Below are 17090 nucleotides of genomic sequence, written 5' to 3'. Positions count from 1 at the left end.
AGGTTATGAAAAAAAGACTGCGTTTTCTATTGCTTCTTATAGCGGTTTTTATGACCGTAGGGCAAGGTATTGCCCAAGAACCCGAAGAAAGTGCAGAAGTAACCTTGGAAACGGTTTCAGATGAATTTCAAGAGAAGTTTTTTGAAGCCTTAAAGCAAAAGGGAATCGAAAACTATGATCGCGCCATCAATCTATTTTTAGAATGCAAGAAGATGGATGAAGATAATCCGGTCATTGATCATGAGCTTGCTAAATGCTATGTTTTGAACAGGGATTATATCAATGCTCAGACTTATGTACAGGTGGCCATAAACAAGGCTCCTGAAAATTTCTGGTACCTCCATACCCTTGTCGAGATAGTAGAAAAGCAGGGGAATTCCTTTGATGCTGTGAGGGCGGCTATACCTTACAATAACCAGACGTTAAGAGAGAATCTGGCCCAGATCTATTATGATCACCAAAACTATGACAATGCCCTGTTTGTACTGGAAGGACTAAAAAAGACAACTGCAATTGACAAATTGAGGATGAAATTGGCCGATGCCAAAGGGGAGGGAAACGTCAGTACCGGGGAAGAGGAGGTAGAACAGCCTGCTGCAGAGGAAGAGAACCCTTTAGCGTTGTACACAAAGCGAATTGCACAATTGATAGAAAATAAGGATTTTGCCCAGGTGGGAGATATTTCAAAAGAAGCCCTTGAGTCATTTCCGCTGCAACCTTATTTCTATTACACCAGGGGGTTGGCATTGAATCAATTAAGCAAATTTAAAGAGGCAATTGCCATAATGGAAGAGGGATTGGATTACCTGTTGGATGATCAGGAACTCGCAAATAAATTTCACAAAGAATTGGCAAACGCTTATAAAGCATTGGGAAATTCTTCAAAGGCAAATATGTATCTTAGTAAAATAAAAACAGGGTCCTAAATAGAATGAAAATGAGCTTTTTAAAGATACCAAAATTGATGGCTTATAGCCTTTTTGCGTTGTTGGTATTTTCCTGTAAATCCAATAAGGTGTTAACCGATGGCACTTTGGATACAAATTTGTCCGCAAAAACAATTATTAAAAACCACTATAACAATCAGCTCAATTTTAAAACCTTGAGCGGGAAGGTGAAAATTGATTATTCCGATGGGGAATCTTCCCAAGGGGTGAGTGTAAGTCTGCGTATGGAAAAGGATAAGGCCATATGGTTCAGTGCCCCATTAGGGGTGGTAAAGGCCTATATTACCCCAGAGCGGGTCAGTTTTTACAATAAACTCGACAATGAGTTTTTCGATGGGGACTTTTTATATCTCAGCAATTTGTTAGGGGTGGAACTCAATTTTGAAAAGGTACAAAATATGTTGTTGGGGGAGGCGATATTTGACTTAAAGGATGGGAAATATGATACCTCTATCAGCGAAAACAACTACCAGTTAAAGCCCAGGAAATCGTTGGAGCTTTTTAAGACCTTGTTCGAAATAGAGCCCAAGAATTTCAAAATGGCAGCCCAACAGGTGGCACAGCCTTTAGAGAAAAGGATATTGGAGATACAATATAAGAATTATCAAAAGATTGATAAACGTGTGCTGCCTAACGAAATTGGAATATTTGCCATTAACGGGGACCACACCAATACTATTTCCATAGAATATCGGAATATGGAATTTAATAGAGCAGTAAACTTTCCATATAGAATACCAAATGGTTTTAAAGAGATAGTACTGAAGTAATATGAACGTTAAAAGCTTGATTCGTATATATCTCACCTGGTGTTTAGTTCTTTTTATTGGGACCGGAGCAATAGCGCAAACCAATGAGCAAAAGGCACTGGAAGCTAAGCGGGAACAGCTTCAAAAGGAAATCAAAAGCATCAATAGATTGTTATTTGCCGAGAAAAAGGAAAAGGGCAATGTTTTAGAGCAAATGGAGGCGTTGGAACAAAAAATAAACGTGCGCCAACAGTTGATCAATGTGACCAACCAGCAATCCAATCTACTTAACAGACAGATCAACACCAATATCAGAAATATCTCGAAGCTTAGGGATGATTTGGAAACCCTCAAGGATGATTATGCCACCATGATCCAAAAGTCATATCAAAACAAATCCCAGCAAAGCAGACTGATGTTTTTATTGTCCTCTGAAAATTTCTTTCAGGCCTTTAAAAGATTGCAGTACCTAAAGCAATATACCCAATATAGAAAAGAACAGGGCGAACAGATTGTGGTCAAAACAGACGAATTGACCCAATTGAACAGAGATCTCACCGATCAGCGTAAGGTAAAGGACCAATTGATTGCTGAGAATTTAGTGGCCAAAAATGAGTTGCAAAAAGAGCGGGCGGACCAACAGGTTCTCTTAGCTAGTATTCGCAAGAACGAAAATAAGTATACCGCAGCCATTGAAAAGAAAAGGCAGGAAGCACGAAAAATTGATCAGCAGATAGATGCGCTGATCCGCAGTGCGATTGCTGCCAGTAATAAAAAGGCTGGAGGGAGCACTAACAGCAGTAAGTTTGTTTTAACGCCTGAGGCAACCATTGTTGCCAATAATTTCTCGGCCAATAAGGGCAAATTGGACTGGCCCGTGGAGAGGGGAATTGTCAGCCGTGGATTTGGAGTGTATAACGATGCGGTCTATCCTGGCATAAAGCACCAAAACAATGGTGTCATCATCGCTACGGACGAAGGGTCCAAAGCGCGTTCCATTTTTGAAGGGGAGGTTATTGGTATAATGGCAGTACCAGGAGGAAATATGGGGGTGCAGATCAAACATGGTAATTACATCAGCACCTATTATAACCTATCCAAACTGTACGTTAAGAAGGGGGATAGGGTCACGCGAAAAGAAGAACTGGGCGAGATTTATACCAATCGGTCCAATGGACAGACCCAGCTTAAGTTCTATCTGTATCAAGATGCCAATAGATTAAATCCGGAAGACTGGATCTATCGCTTGTAGTAATCCGGAACTAAAATTTCAATTACCCCAATACTACTCTTCCATGAACAGCGCACGGAGCTCTGTGGCTTCTTTAGGCTTCATTTTGCCTGCGAGTACAAGGCTTAGCTGTTTTCTGCGTAAAGCTGCAGCAAAACGCTGCTTTTCAAGGTCAGTTTCAGCATTGAGCTTTGGTACTGTGGTTGGGATACCGGTATCATCCACAGCAACAAACGTATAAATTGCCTCATTGGCCTTGGTGCGTTCACCACTGAAGCGGTCTTCCATCCAAACATCTATAAAGACCTCCATAGAAGTTGAGAATGCCCTGGAAACAGCGGCTTCCACAGTTACTACACTACCCAGAGGCACAGCCCTGTTAAAGGCAACGTGATTGACAGAAGCGGTTACCACAATTCTTCGGCTATGTCTGCGTGCGGCGATACTCGCTGCTCTGTCCATACGGGCCAGAAGTTCACCTCCAAATAAATTGTTTAGTGGGTTGGTCTCGCTAGGGAGTACCAAATCGGTCATAATAGTCCTTGAATCACTAGGAGTCTTAGCCTGCATACTTAAATTTTTTTGCAAAGATACACCTATATTGCGGCGCATAAAGAAGAAGTACGATTATTCTTGGAACAACCAGGCGTCGCTGGATTCCGTGCGTTTTATCTGTCTCAGGTACTGTAACGCTTCGTCCACATTGGTGAAGGTACCGTAGGCTACAAGGTGCAGACCGTGTTTGTTCACTCCTAAATTGGTGGCTTCAAATCCTTTTTCTGCTAACTGGGACACCTTTTTATCGGCATTTTCTTTGGCCCTAAAGCCGCCTGCAACAATATGGTAGTGAACCTGGTCTTTTTTAGTGATCTCCAGATTTAAAGCGGGCAGTTCTAAAGGAGCCGTATTGAAAAATGTGGCTTCCTGTATATTTCTTGCTACTTGCTCTTGGGCTTCTTCCTGAACTAATTGTTGGTCATTTATGGTTTTGTTATAAAAACGCATACCAGTGAGACCAGTGGCGAAAGCTAATAGAATTACAGCTGCATATTTTAAATAAGGCCTAAAACTTTTTGATTGCTGCCTAACCTCAGGAGTAATTATAAATGGAATTTTATCTTCCATTTCCACCACCTCTTCCTTTAAGGTTTCTCTTACCACCGGGGCGGTAACAAAAGAGGAAAGTCCAAATGAGGTAGTCAAGTAATTCACTTGGTTGGAAGGTTGAAATTGTATTTTATGGTCTTTGTTTTCCCATAACTCGCCAACATTGGGCAAAGTTAAACGCTTGCCATCTTTTAAGGTCTGTTTCCAAGCACTGGATTCTTTTTCAATGCGGTGCAACATTTCTTCATAGGAAATTTTCTCAGATTCCGCCATATAGGATACCAATAATCCATCGTTGGAAGAAAGTTGTCCGTTAAAAGATATCACTTTTGATGGTGGGGAAAAGGAATGGGAATTACTGTGAATTACGGCAGATTTCATCTGCGTTAAAAAGCCTCCAAATCCGGGCATAATTACGCAATTGTAGCGATATAGTAGCTCTGCTATGTATTGTTCAGTTCCCATGACGGCAAATATTGTTATAAATTTAACCTTTTCAAAACCTATCACCTAACTTTTTATTAACATTTTATTTTCTGTATTTTTAGAAAAATTAGAACCGACCACAAATGACTAGTGATGAATTGATTGCAGTTTTAAGGCTTCAGAGTATTCCGAATATTGGCGATGTCACTGCTAAAAAATTAATATCACATTGTGGAAGTGCCGCCGAGGTTTTCAGTCAAAAGGCGCACCAATTGTTAAAAATCGATGGTATTGGCACCCACGCCCTTCGGAATTTACAAGACAAAGTACATCTGGAAGCGGCAATTGCCGAACTGGAGTTCATCCAAAGCCAAAACATTGCGTATACCTATTTCAAGGATGAAGATTATCCTACCTACCTTAAACATTGCGTAGATGGCCCTATCTTGCTATTCAAGAAAGGTGCAATCCAACTTCAGGAAAGAAAGATTATCAGTGTTGTGGGAACAAGGAACATTACCAGTTATGGAACTGCTTTTTGTGAGCGTTTTATAGAGGAAATAGCGCCATTAAATCCAATTATAGTAAGTGGATTTGCATACGGGGTGGATATTTGTATCCATAGGGCAGCAATAAAGCATGGGCTTCAGACCATAGGTTGTCTAGCACATGGTCTCAATCAAATTTATCCTAAATCACATGGTAGGTTCACTTCGGAAATAGAACAAAATGGGGGGTTTTACACCGAGTTTTGGAGCAATAGCAGTCCCGAAAGGGAAAACTTTTTGAGGCGTAATAGGATCATAGCCGGATTGAGTGAGGCCACTATTGTGGTTGAATCGGCCGAGAAGGGCGGGAGCCTCGTCACTGCGGATATTGCCCACAGTTATAATCGGGATGTATTTGCAGTACCGGGGAGGGTGCAGGATAAATACAGTATAGGCTGTAACAACCTCATTAAACAACAAAAGGCACATATGCTCACTTCTGCTGCGGATCTGATCTATCTTCTTGGATGGGAAGTAAAGGACGTGCCATCTAAATCGGTGCAAAAGCAATTGTTTGTTCAGATGGATGAACTGGAGCATAGTATTCATTCTTATTTACAGAAAGAAGGGAAACAAGTGCTGGATGACATTGCCTTGGAATGCCAGATTCCAATTTTTAGAGTTTCTGCAACACTTTTCAATATGGAAATGAAAGGGGTTATAAGACCTTTGCCAGGAAAATTGTTCGAGGCTATTTAGGTGTTGAAAACACCCGGCCTTTTGATACAAAAGATTGGTTTAATGACCAATAAATGGAACCAGGGTACACTTCTAGTTTTTTGAATCACAGACTGTCTGGTCTGTAACAGTGGTAGGGATATACTTGGTTTGGCACAAAATCACACTTGATCGATAAATTCAAATCACATATCGCCTGAAAAAAACTATTCATAGAAAAGGAGATGCCCCATAAACCGACCAGCTGGTCGGTTTATGGGGCATCTTTATTTTTTTTGGTTTTATACGTACTATTCCTAGTAACCTACTTTATTTCTCACTTTTGCCAAGACACCGTCCGCCACTATTTTTGCTTTTTCAGCCCCCAAAGATAAAGCTTCGTCTACTTCTTCCAAGTGGTTCATGTAGTAATCGAACTTTTCACGGGCCTCGCCAAATTTGTCAACTATAACCTCGTACAAGGCCTGTTTGGCATGTCCGTATCCATAATTGCCGTTGATGTAATTGGATCTCATTTCCGCCACTTGCTCGGCAGAGGCCAATATTTTGTAAAGGGCAAAAACATTGTCTGTATCTGGATCTTTAGGGTCTTCCATAGGTGTACTATCTGTTTGGATCCCCATGATCTGCTTGCGTAATTTTTTATCGGTTTGAAATAAATCAATTAGATTGCCCTTGCTCTTACTCATCTTGGCACCGTCGGTTCCGGGGACATACATTGTTTCTTCCTGTACCTTGGCTTCGGGCATTACAAAGGTTTCCCCTAATTGGGCGTGAAAACGTGACGCTACATCACGGGTCATCTCTATATGTTGTAATTGATCCTTGCCCACAGGGACAATGTTAGCATCGTACAGTAAAATATCCGCTGCCATTAACATGGGATAAGTAAAAAGACCAGCATTTATATCCTCTAATCGGTCGGCCTTATCCTTAAAAGAATGTGCAAGGGTCAGACGTTGGTAAGGAAAAAAACAGCTTAGGTACCAGCTCAATTCGGTCACCTGTGGAATATCACTTTGTCTGTAAAATACAGTTTTGTCAATATCCAGACCAAAGGCCAACCAGGTCGCGGCAGTAGCGTAGGTATTGTGCCTTAAGGTTTTTCCATCTTTTATTTGCGTCAGCGAATGCATATCCGCAATAAATAAAAATGAATCGTTTTTTGGGTCCTGTGCCATTTTTATGGCTGGCATTATAGCTCCTAAAATATTCCCTAAGTGCGGGGTTCCCGTACTTTGTATACCCGTTAAAATTCTTGACATTTGCTTTGTTTCAAAGAACCGCAAAGGTAAAATAAATACTAAAACACAATTCAAATTGTTACTTTTGATTTCATGCTTTCAATTCTGAGAAAATTTGGTCATATTTTATACCGCATTTGGTTCTATATTTTGGTGGCCTTGCCTATCCTTATCTTTTTCCCTTTTTTGATATTTTTTTCCCTTTCGGAAAAATGGTATCCCCAATTTTTTTGGATGGCCCGTAATATTTGGGCGAATACCATTTTATATGGTATGGGATGTGTCCCCAGAATATGTTATGATGAAAAATTGGAGCGCGGAAAGAGCTTAATGTTGGTGGCCAACCATACCAGTATGCTAGATATTATGATGATGCTCAGGGTAAGTAGCACCCCCTTTGTGTTTGTTGGAAAAAAGGAATTGGTAAACATCCCCTTGTTCGGATTCTTTTATAAAAGAGTTTGTATCATGGTAGACAGAGAAGATGCGCGTAGCAGGACTGGGGTATATAGAAGAGCTCAAAAAAGATTGAACCAAGGGCTTAGCATTTGTATATTTCCCGAAGGCGGAGTGCCTGAGGAGCATGTCCTATTGGATTCTTTTAAGGACGGGGCATTTAAAATGGCCATAGCCCATAATATTCCAGTAGTGCCTATCACCTTTTATGATAATAAAGACCGTTTTTCTTTTACATTTTTTAGCGGAGGACCTGGCAGGACCAGAGGGAAAGTACATAGGTTTATTGAAACCAAAGAATTAGGAGAGGTTGATAAAAAAAAGCTACGCGATGAAGTAAGGGCTGTTATCTTGGCCGATCTCGAAAAGGATTTGGACAAAAAGAAATGCAAATAAAAACCCCAAGAACAATCGTTCTTGGGGTTTTTTGTTCATATCGCTGTATGAATAAAACGATCTAAATTCATTAGAATTTAAAGTTGAAGCCACTATATATCCCTACAGAAAAAGGTTTGAAATCTCCGGCCGAATTGGAAAAAGTGTTCAGCTGATATTTAAATACCGGCTCAATATTCAATTTTATTTTGGGCGTAAACTTATAATTTAGGCCAAACCCAATATTGGAACTAAAATTGATGTCGTTTATATTATTTGCTTCGCCAATTTCTGTATTTAGGCCATCCGCTTCTAGAAGCACGGCATTATTGGTTAAAAATAAAGAGCTAAAGCCCCCTACAAGGCTGATGCCGAAATCTTTGTCCAACAGGGCATAATTAAGTTCCAATGGAATCTCCAAATACCCGAACTGTTGAATCATGCTACCGTTTTTTGATGGAGTTTTACCCGAAACTTCCCCTTGAATGTTGGCAGAAGGTTTGACATTGTTAGTGCTTACTACAATCAAATTGTTGGCATTGTCCGCATAATCTATGTTGGCCAAACTGCTTTTGCCAGTGGTGGCAAAGGAGGAAGTGAAATTAACATCGTTGGTGTTGTAACCATAGTCAACCTTATGTACCCCTGAGCGCACACTTAATTTTTTGCTCACCTCATAGGATACAAAGACCCCGTAACTCAAATTGACATTTCCTGATTTTGAGTTGGATGAAAATTCAGGATGAATAGGGGAACCCGATCCAAAACCATTAAAATATACTGGCGCTACACTTGGTTCCAAAGACCATTTCTTTGATTCGGTATCCGCAATAATATTCTCTTTTTCCTGTGTATTTATTTCGTCATAGATCGACTTTTTGGCAATTGGAGTTTTAGGTTCTTGATTTGCTATTTTGGTGGCTTGCGAACTTAAAAAATTAGGATCCATTGTATTTTTCTTTGCATCCATCTTCAAAAGATAGTCAGGAGAAATATTTTCCTTTTGAGTGTCACTGATTGCTAAAATCGAATTGTTTTTTTTCTTCTGCCCAAGTGCATTGGAAGGTTCTTTTGGATTTGAGGAGGCGATAGTTACTCCTTTATTGTTTTCTTTGGCAGGGTTAGTAATATTAGAAGATGCACTCCCATTCAATTTTGAAGGGGCTTTCGGGTTAGAGGACGAAGCGGCCCAGGAATTTTCTTGTTGTCTGGTCTCTAGATTGCCTGAATTCGCAGTATTCTGATCTTTTTCAGGTGCTTCACTAGCGGTTAAGGCTTCCTCTTGGGACTCCATATCCCTTTTATTTTCAACACTACCAACTGGAGTTGCTAGAATCTTCTTCTCAGTATCCGTTATAATGGAATTGCTGTTTAAATCAGTAGTACCGGGTTGAGCCACATAAAAGAGAATTGCCAGTAAAGCGGCTACACCTCCCAAGGTCCACCAAAGTGGCAGTACGCGTCTCGATTTTTTGTTTTTGTCCAAAGAGGCCTCAATGGACTTCCAAACATTCTCGTTTGGCAGTTCATGTATATCGTTGAGTTTCTCTTGAAACAAGTTGTCCAAATTCTTTTTCATCAGTATGTATGCTGTTGCTTATAAAGCGATATTTATTATTTCTTTTTCAATTTTTTCTTTCAAGATCATACGTGCCCTTGCCAAATTGGATTTGGAGGTACCTACTGAGGTACCTAATAATGCTGCAATTTCCTTATGACTGAAACCGTCCAAAACATAAAGGTTGAAGGTCAATCGGTATTTATTTGGCAATTCCTGTATGTATTTGAGTAGAACAGGGAGTTCCACTTCCACATACCCGGTCTCTATTGTCACTTCCTCTTCAGTATTATCCGTTATCACAGATAAATATTCTTCCTTCCTGTATTTTTGTAGCACGGTATTTACCGTAATCCTTTTTAACCAACCTTCAAATGAGCCTTTAAATTTGTATTGGTCAATTTTCTGAAAAATGGTTATGAAACTGTCGTGCAAGTTGTCTTCCGCCTCGGTTTTATTTCGTGAATATTTTAAACAAACCCCAAATAATTTTCCAGCATACTGTTTATACAGTTGCTCCTGCGCTATTCTATTGCCTTTTTTGCAATTATGTACGAGCTCTTTTAAACTCAAAGTGCGGGTTGGATTGTTTGTGTTTTACATTCCTTTTTTATTCTGTGGTTACTGGAACTTCTATTTCCAAATATTCCGATTCACCATTTTCATTTTCACCAGTCCAAAACCTAAAGACGTAAGTGTCAGTGTAAAGTACCAAAAAATTAAATGATACGTTTATTTCTTCCGAAATTTCTGCACAGTTGCCATCACCAGAAAATGTAGATCCCACTACTACAACGTCCCTCACGGTTGTGTCCAGTTTAGCCACATCGAAGCCCTCAAAAAAAGTACAGTCATTAGGACGCTTATAGGTAACGTTAATTTGATAGGTCTTATTGACCTCAAAAGATTCTGGCAGTTCTACACTCTCAATAGGGAGGGAAACATAATAAAAGTCAGAATTATCGTCAACGTCACATGAACTGAAAGTGATGGTGGTTAAAACGATTAAAAAAAAGCACAATGCCCGTGTCATAATATACTATTGTTTTAACCGAAGATGGGGGGGTACTACAAAGGTTGCGTATAAAACGACAAAATCCCGATTAAATCGGGATTCTGTATTATTTTTTAACTGCCTTGATGGCCTCAGTAATCTTGCCTTCCAGTTCTTCCAGTAATTCTGGATTGTCGTTCAGGAGATTTTTAACAGCATCCCTTCCCTGTCCAAGTTTGGTGTCCCCATAACTGAACCAAGAGCCGCTTTTCTTTACTATTTCATATTCTACACCCAGATCCACTATTTCTCCAACCTTGGAAATTCCTTCGCCATACATGATGTCGAATTCAGTGGTTCTAAAAGGAGGTGCAACTTTGTTCTTAACTACTTTCACCCTGGTCTTGTTCCCTTGAACATCACCATCTGTATCCTTTATTTGGGTAGACCTTCTAATGTCCAAACGAACAGAAGCATAAAATTTTAGAGCATTTCCACCTGTGGTTGTTTCGGGATTACCGAACATGACCCCTATTTTTTCCCTTAACTGGTTAATAAAGATAACCGTACACTTTGTTTTACTAATTGATCCTGTCAGTTTACGAAGAGCCTGTGACATCAACCTCGCGTGAAGACCCATTTTTGAGTCGCCCATTTCTCCTTCTATTTCACTTTTGGGAGTAAGTGCCGCAACAGAATCTATAACGACAATATCAATAGCTCCAGAACGGATCAGGTTGTCCGCAATTTCTAGGGCCTGCTCCCCATGATCGGGTTGGGATATAATAAGGTTGTCTATATCTACCCCTAATTTTTGTGCATAAAAACGGTCAAAAGCATGCTCTGCATCAATAAAGGCAGCAATACCTCCCAATTTTTGAGCTTCTGCCATTGCGTGAAGGGTCAACGTGGTCTTACCTGAAGATTCCGGACCATATATTTCAATGACCCTACCTCTTGGGTAACCGCCCACACCCAAAGCGATATCCAAACCTAAAGAACCGGAAGGAATGACTTCCACATCTTGGACAACACTGTCTCCCATCTTCATCACAGCCCCTTTTCCATAGGTCTTGTCCAGCTTATCCAGTGTAAGTTTTAGTGCTTTTAATTTCGCGTCTTTTTCAGTGCTCATGTGTCTTTTTATTAGGAGCGCTAAATTACCATTTCTTTTTTCATATTACAATGGAGAAGCAACCTTTTTGGAAAAGCTGCATCCTTATAGGAACTAACTCAATTTAATGGTCCCTATTTTATGTTCGGGCCATATAAGTCGACCTCTTGAAAAGTCTATTGAAAGAGAAAACACAGTCAGTGGTTGACTATAAAAGGGCCCAGGAAGTATCCGGGGCCCTTTTTATTTGTTCTAAAAATTAGAATGCCTATTTTTGCACTTTCCCGAGTATTTCGGGACTATTCTTTAACTTAAATATTGGTATAGCATGCAACTGTACAATACATTAAGCGCAAAAGAAAGGGAAATTCTTATTGAGGAGGCTGGGAAAGACCGGCTTACCATTTCTTTCTATAAGTATGCGCATATTGGGAACCCCGAAATTTTTAGGAACCACCTGTTTATCAACTGGGATGCCTTGGGGGTATTGGGCAGGATCTATGTTGCCAAAGAGGGAATCAACGCCCAATTGTCCGTGCCCGCAGAAAACTTCGAAGCCTTTAAGAACCATTTAGATACCATTACCTTTTTAGAAAATGTGCGGCTAAATATTGCCATTGAGCACGACAATAAATCCTTTTTAAAATTAAAGGTGAAGGTGCGGAATCAAATTGTGGCCGACGGCTTGAATGAAGGCACTTTTGATGTGACCAATAAAGGGGTGCATGTGGATGCGGAAATGTTCAATCAGTTGATTGAAGACCCCGATACCGTTTTGGTGGACATGCGAAACCATTATGAAAGTGAGATAGGGCATTTTAAAAATGCAATTACTCCAGATGTTGACACCTTTAGGGATTCCTTGGATATTATTGAAAAGGATTTGGCAGACCATAAGGAGGACAAAAAGTTGGTGATGTACTGCACTGGGGGTATTCGCTGTGAAAAGGCAAGTGCGTATTATAAGCACAAAGGATTCAAGCAAGTGTACCAACTTGAAGGGGGAATCATCGAATATACAAGGCAGGTTGGAGACAAAAACCTGGAGAATAAATTTCTGGGAAAAAACTTTGTATTTGACCATCGCAGGGGAGAACGTATTTCGGATGATGTGATCGCCAATTGCCATCAATGTGGCAATCCTTGTGACACCCATGTCAACTGTGCCAATGAGGCCTGTCACTTGTTGTTTATTCAATGTGAGGAATGCGCCAAAAACATGGACAATTGTTGTTCGGACGATTGCAAAGAAATTCACGCGCTTCCTTTCGAAGAGCAAAAAGAACGTAGAAAAGGGAAAGTAGTCAGCAATAAAATTTTCAAAAAAGGAAGGTCTGAGGTCTTGAAATTCAAAAAATAGGCTCCCCGAAGCTTAGTGGTAGTAATTTCTTGCAATTCAAATGTGCCAAACACGGCATGTTTTATACTTGGAATATGAATAATTTGAGCAGTATGCCGCTAAGGTTGAGGTGAGTACTCAATTCTAGGGTTTATTTCGCTCCTGCCACAAATTATACTATCTTTACATTTAAGTAATTATTTATGAACCTTTTTTAGTAATAGCCTTGGTTAATTACTAAATCAATATATAAAATATGGGTTGTAGCAGTTGTTCAACTGGTAAAGACGGACAGCCGCGTGGATGCAAGAACAATGGTACTTGTGGAACCGATGGTTGTAATAAACTGACAGTTTTTGATTGGCTTTCTAATATGTCGCTTCCTAACGGGCAAAAACCGTTTGATTGTGTGGAAGTGCGTTTTAAAAACAGCAGGAAAGAATTTTTTAGGAATACGGATAATATCACACTTTCTATAGGAGATATCATTGCCACTCAGGCCAAAACAGGGCATGATATTGGCATGGTCACCCTTACCGGGGAATTGGTAAAGGTGCAGATGAAAAAGAAAAAAGAAGATTACAACGATAAAGATCTTCCAAAAATCTACCGTAAGGCATCACAAAAAGACATAGATATCTGGCAGAAATGCAGGGACCGGGAAGAGGAAATCAAAAAACGAGCCCGTGAAATTGCTATTACACTCAATCTTCAGATGAAAATCTCCGATGTGGAGTTTCAAGGCGATGGATCCAAAGCAACATTCTACTATACTGCTGAAGAGCGCGTAGATTTTAGACAGTTGATAAAGGATATGGCCAAGGCCTTTTCCATACGCATTGAAATGAGACAAATTGGATACCGACAAGAGGCACAACGCCTTGGGGGTATTGGGTCTTGTGGGCGGGAACTATGCTGTTCTACATGGCTGACAGATTTTAGGTCCGTCAGCACCGCCGCAGCCCGCTACCAGCAATTGTCCCTTAATCCACAGAAATTGGCAGGTCAATGCGGTAAGCTTAAGTGTTGCTTAAACTATGAGTTGGATGTATACCTAGATGCCTTAAAGGACTTTCCTTCCCAAGAAACTAGGATCTCTACAGGAAAAGGGATCGCTTTTTGTCAAAAAGTAGACATTTTTAAGAGTATGCTGTGGTTTTCCTATAGGGATGAGCCCGCTAACTGGCATGCTTTGACCAAGGATCAGGTCAATGAAATACTTCAAAAAAATAAGAATAACGAGAAAATCGCCAGCTTAGAGGAGTATGCCGCAGACAATGAAGTGGTAGGCGTCGAAAAGGAAAAAGTTTTCGAAAATGTCGTGGGACAAGATAGCCTTACCCGATTTGATAAGCCTAAGCAGAAAAGAAATAGAAACAAAGGCAAAAACCAAAACAACAAGCGTAGAAACAACAAAAAACGACCCGCTAACAATGCTTAAGAATATCTTGCCGATTCTTGTACTCATGGTGCTGGCTTCCTGTGAAACCAATACTGTGCGTTCGGAATATAAAGCTACAAACGATGGGTATTGGAACAAGGACAATATCGTATCCTTTAAGTTTACAGAACAGGATACCATCTCCAAACACAATATCTTTATCAATATCAGAAATGACGAGACCTATTCCTATAGCAATCTATTTTTGATCGCAGAACTTAATTTTCCTACTGGGGAGACCATCAAGGACACTTTGGAATATGAGATGTCCAAACCGGACGGGGAATGGCTCGGCACGGGACACGGAAGTCTCAAAGAGAATAAATTATGGTATAAGGAAAACGTCGTTTTTCCTACGAAGGGCGAATATACTTTAGAAATTTCACATGCCATGAGAAAAAATGGCAGTGTGGAAGGGATCATGGATCTTAAAGGAATAACAGACGTTGGTTTTCAAATAGAAAAAAGTAAGTAATGGCAGCGGCTCCGAAGAAAAAAAAGAACACAAATTTTTACAAGTACATCAAATGGTTTTGGATCATATTTGCCTCTGGAATTGGGGCAGTTGGACTCCTATTTTTATTGGCCTCTTGGGGCGTCTTCGGGGAACTCCCCTCCTTTGACCGTTTGGAAAACCCACAGACCAATTTGGCAACCGAAATAATTTCCTCGGATGGAAAAACATTGGGGAAATTGTATTTGGATGACAACCGGACACCCATTGTTTATTCAGATTTGCCACAGAATTTGGTGGATGCCTTGGTCGCCACGGAAGATGCCAGATATTATGAGCATTCAGGGATAGATGCCAGGGGAACATTAAGGGCAGTGGCCTATATGGGATCCAAGGGTGGTGCCAGTACAATTACACAACAGTTAGCAAGGCAGTTGTTTGTTGGGGTACGTTCCAAAAACCTTTTTGAAACCATTACCCAAAAAATAAAAGAGTGGGTTATTGCCATTCGATTGGAACGGCAGTATACCAAGGAAGAAATCATAGCCATGTACATGAATATCTATGATTTCAATTATAATGCAGATGGTATCCTTTCTGCCTCTAAAATCTATTTTGGCAAAGAACCCAAGGACCTAAAAATTGAAGAATCTGCCGTATTGGTAGGCATGTTGAAAAACTCCTCTTTCTACAATCCTATTCGTAGGGAAGAATTGGTCTTCAACAGGAGAAATACCGTATTGGAGCAGATGGCCAAATACGACTATATCACGGAAGAGGTGAGCGATTCTTTGCAGGCCACAAAAATGGATATCAATTTCAACCCAGAATCACATCGGGAAGGACTGGCAACCTACTTCAGGATGTACATTCAAGGCTTTATGAACAAATGGGTAAGGGATAACCCTAAACCTGACGGTGAAAAATACAATATTTACCTGGATGGCCTAAAGGTCTATACGACCATTGATTCCCGTATGCAACAAAATGCTGAAGAGGCTGTACAGGAGCATATGAAAAAGCTTCAGGCAGAATTCTTTCACCAGAATACCCCTGATAGAAATAAAACCGCTCCTTTCTTGGATATTACGCCCGAAGAGGTTAATACCATTATGGAAAGGGCCTTAAAATCCTCGGATAGATGGAGGATCATGAGGAATGAGGGGAAATCCGAAAAGGAGATTAGAGCTTCTTTCAAGGTGCCTACGGAAATGACCGTTTTTGACTGGAACAGTCCCACCAAAGAAAAAGATACGACACTTACCCCATTGGATTCCATCCGGTACTATAAATCCTTTTTAAGAACTGCTATGATGTCCATGGAACCGCAAACAGGACATGTAAAGGCCTGGGTAGGAGGTTTAAATTATAAGCATTTTCAGTACGATAACGTGATACAGGGTGCCCGTCAGGTTGGTTCTACCTTTAAGCCTATCGTTTATGCCGCAGCCATAGACCAGTTGCGTTTATCTCCTTGTGATGTGCTATCAGATATCCAATATTGTATCGAAGCACACAAACATGGCAATATGGAAGCGTGGTGTCCTTCCAATTCAAATGGCAAATATTCCGGGGAGAATATGACCCTTAAATACGCACTGGCCAATTCCGTAAATACCATTACGGCCCAATTGATGGACCGTATAGGCCCAAAATCTGTGGTGACCATTGCAAAGAATTTAGGAATCACCTCCAATATTCCAGAAGTGCCATCCATTGCCTTGGGAACACCCGATATCAATGTGTATGAAATGGTAGGAGCCTATGGTACCTTCGCAAACCAAGGGGTTTATGTGAAGCCCGTAATGCTCACCAGAATAGAAGATAAAAACGGAACCGTGCTTTATGAATATATTCCTGAAACTAGGGACGTATTAAGCAAGGATGTGGCCTATGCCATGGTGAATTTAATGGAAGGCGTTACACAAGGGGGCTCTGGGACGCGCTTAAGAACTACTGGAGCAAAAGACCAGTCGGTCTATAAAGAAGTGATTACTGGATATCCTTATGAATTTAAAAACCCAATAGCCGGTAAAACGGGAACCACACAAAACCAGAGTGATGGTTGGTTTATGGGGATGGTCCCTAATTTGGTGACCGGAGTATGGGTTGGGGGAGAAGAACGGGCCACCCATTTTAAAAGTATTCTATATGGGCAAGGAGCTTCTATGGCACTTCCTATTTGGGGGCTTTATATGAAGAAAAATTACTCCGATAAAGATTTGGGAATATCATTGAAAGAATTTGAAAAGCCAGAGGAATTGAGCATCAATGTGGATTGTAACAAAATTGATGAAGCGGCTCCTGGACCGAAAAAACCTACTGATGATCTGGATGATCTGGACTTCTAGCCTACTAATTCTAGAAGTATCCCAATTTCATATCCACGGCCAAACCTAATGCACATTTACGTTACGTCTTAGGGATGT

Annotated in this window: 16 protein-coding genes; 9 read left to right on the top strand and 7 right to left on the bottom strand. The window is 40.5% G+C overall.

Annotation, left to right across the window (positions count from 1 at the left end; translation table 11 throughout):
* Positions 1-5: 5 nt before the first annotated feature.
* The 3 genes from SB49_RS11740 to SB49_RS11730 are packed head-to-tail and all read left to right on the top strand — an operon-like array spanning position 6 to position 2948.
* Entirely contained in the window at positions 6-926 is a 921-nt protein-coding gene (locus tag SB49_RS11740; RefSeq protein WP_062056815.1) for a tetratricopeptide repeat protein, read from the top strand.
* Between the two features lie 11 nt (positions 927-937).
* On the top strand, positions 938-1717 hold the full coding sequence (locus tag SB49_RS11735) for a DUF4292 domain-containing protein (RefSeq protein WP_062059146.1): 780 nt from the start codon (positions 938-940) through the stop codon (positions 1715-1717).
* 1 nt (position 1718) lies between these two features.
* Positions 1719-2948: a murein hydrolase activator EnvC family protein gene (locus SB49_RS11730; RefSeq protein ID WP_062056813.1), complete on the top strand. Its 1230-nt coding sequence runs from the start codon at positions 1719-1721 to the stop codon at positions 2946-2948.
* Between the two features lie 33 nt (positions 2949-2981).
* Here the strand turns inward: SB49_RS11730 and SB49_RS11725 are convergent, their stop codons facing one another.
* Together SB49_RS11725 and SB49_RS11720 are read right to left on the bottom strand one after the other, a co-directional pair.
* Entirely contained in the window at positions 2982-3497 is a 516-nt protein-coding gene (locus SB49_RS11725) for an acyl-CoA thioesterase (protein ID WP_062059143.1), read from the bottom strand.
* A gap of 57 nt (positions 3498-3554) precedes the next feature.
* A complete protein-coding gene (locus SB49_RS11720) occupies positions 3555-4499 on the bottom strand; it encodes an SPOR domain-containing protein (RefSeq protein ID WP_062056811.1) in 945 nt (314 codons plus the stop codon).
* A gap of 104 nt (positions 4500-4603) precedes the next feature.
* On the opposite strand from SB49_RS11720, the gene dprA reads away from it, so the two are divergent.
* Entirely contained in the window at positions 4604-5707 is a 1104-nt protein-coding gene (gene dprA / locus SB49_RS11715; protein WP_062056809.1) for a DNA-processing protein DprA, read from the top strand.
* 275 nt (positions 5708-5982) lie between these two features.
* Here dprA and trpS read toward each other — a convergent pair whose 3' ends face one another.
* Positions 5983-6951 (bottom strand): tryptophan--tRNA ligase, encoded by a 969-nt coding sequence (trpS, locus tag SB49_RS11710; RefSeq protein ID WP_062056807.1) that lies wholly within the window; start codon positions 6949-6951, stop codon positions 5983-5985.
* A 72-nt stretch (positions 6952-7023) separates the two neighbouring features.
* Between trpS and SB49_RS11705 the strand changes: the two genes are divergently transcribed.
* Entirely contained in the window at positions 7024-7782 is a 759-nt protein-coding gene (locus SB49_RS11705; protein ID WP_062056805.1) for a lysophospholipid acyltransferase family protein, read from the top strand.
* Between the two features lie 70 nt (positions 7783-7852).
* Here the strand turns inward: SB49_RS11705 and SB49_RS11700 are convergent, their stop codons facing one another.
* From SB49_RS11700 to recA, 4 genes are all read right to left on the bottom strand, one after another.
* Complete coding sequence (locus tag SB49_RS11700) at positions 7853-9340, bottom strand: outer membrane beta-barrel protein (RefSeq protein WP_062056803.1); 1488 nt, start codon at positions 9338-9340, stop codon at positions 7853-7855.
* An 18-nt stretch (positions 9341-9358) separates the two neighbouring features.
* Complete coding sequence (locus SB49_RS11695; RefSeq protein WP_062056801.1) at positions 9359-9892, bottom strand: RNA polymerase sigma factor; 534 nt, start codon at positions 9890-9892, stop codon at positions 9359-9361.
* Positions 9893-9929: 37 nt separating this feature from the next.
* Positions 9930-10352: a hypothetical protein gene (locus SB49_RS11690; protein WP_062056799.1), complete on the bottom strand. Its 423-nt coding sequence runs from the start codon at positions 10350-10352 to the stop codon at positions 9930-9932.
* Between the two features lie 88 nt (positions 10353-10440).
* Positions 10441-11448 carry a recombinase RecA gene (gene recA, locus SB49_RS11685; protein ID WP_062056797.1) on the bottom strand — a complete coding sequence of 336 codons (1008 nt, stop codon included), beginning with the start codon at positions 11446-11448 and terminating at the stop codon, positions 10441-10443.
* 307 nt (positions 11449-11755) lie between these two features.
* Here recA and trhO point away from each other — a divergent pair, with 307 nt between their 5' ends.
* From trhO to SB49_RS11665, 4 genes are all read left to right on the top strand, one after another.
* Positions 11756-12787, top strand: coding sequence for an oxygen-dependent tRNA uridine(34) hydroxylase TrhO (gene trhO / locus SB49_RS11680; RefSeq protein WP_062056795.1), 1032 nt, complete (start codon positions 11756-11758; stop codon positions 12785-12787).
* Between the two features lie 235 nt (positions 12788-13022).
* Positions 13023-14207 (top strand): PSP1 domain-containing protein, encoded by a 1185-nt coding sequence (locus SB49_RS11675; RefSeq protein WP_062056793.1) that lies wholly within the window; start codon positions 13023-13025, stop codon positions 14205-14207.
* Positions 14200-14682 (top strand): gliding motility lipoprotein GldH, encoded by a 483-nt coding sequence (locus SB49_RS11670; RefSeq protein ID WP_062056791.1) that lies wholly within the window; start codon positions 14200-14202, stop codon positions 14680-14682. Before SB49_RS11675 ends, SB49_RS11670 begins: the two co-directional genes overlap by 8 nt.
* Positions 14682-17012 carry a penicillin-binding protein 1A gene (locus tag SB49_RS11665; RefSeq protein ID WP_062056789.1) on the top strand — a complete coding sequence of 777 codons (2331 nt, stop codon included), beginning with the start codon at positions 14682-14684 and terminating at the stop codon, positions 17010-17012. The genes SB49_RS11670 and SB49_RS11665 overlap by 1 nt, the downstream gene beginning before the upstream one ends.
* The last annotated feature ends 78 nt before the right edge of the window (positions 17013-17090 follow it).

This window comes from Sediminicola sp. YIK13, from assembly GCF_001430825.1.
Taxonomy (GTDB): Bacteria; Bacteroidota; Bacteroidia; order Flavobacteriales; family Flavobacteriaceae; genus Sediminicola.
The sequence above is the reverse complement of the archived record's forward strand: the minus strand, read 5'-3'. Positions and strand labels throughout refer to the sequence as shown.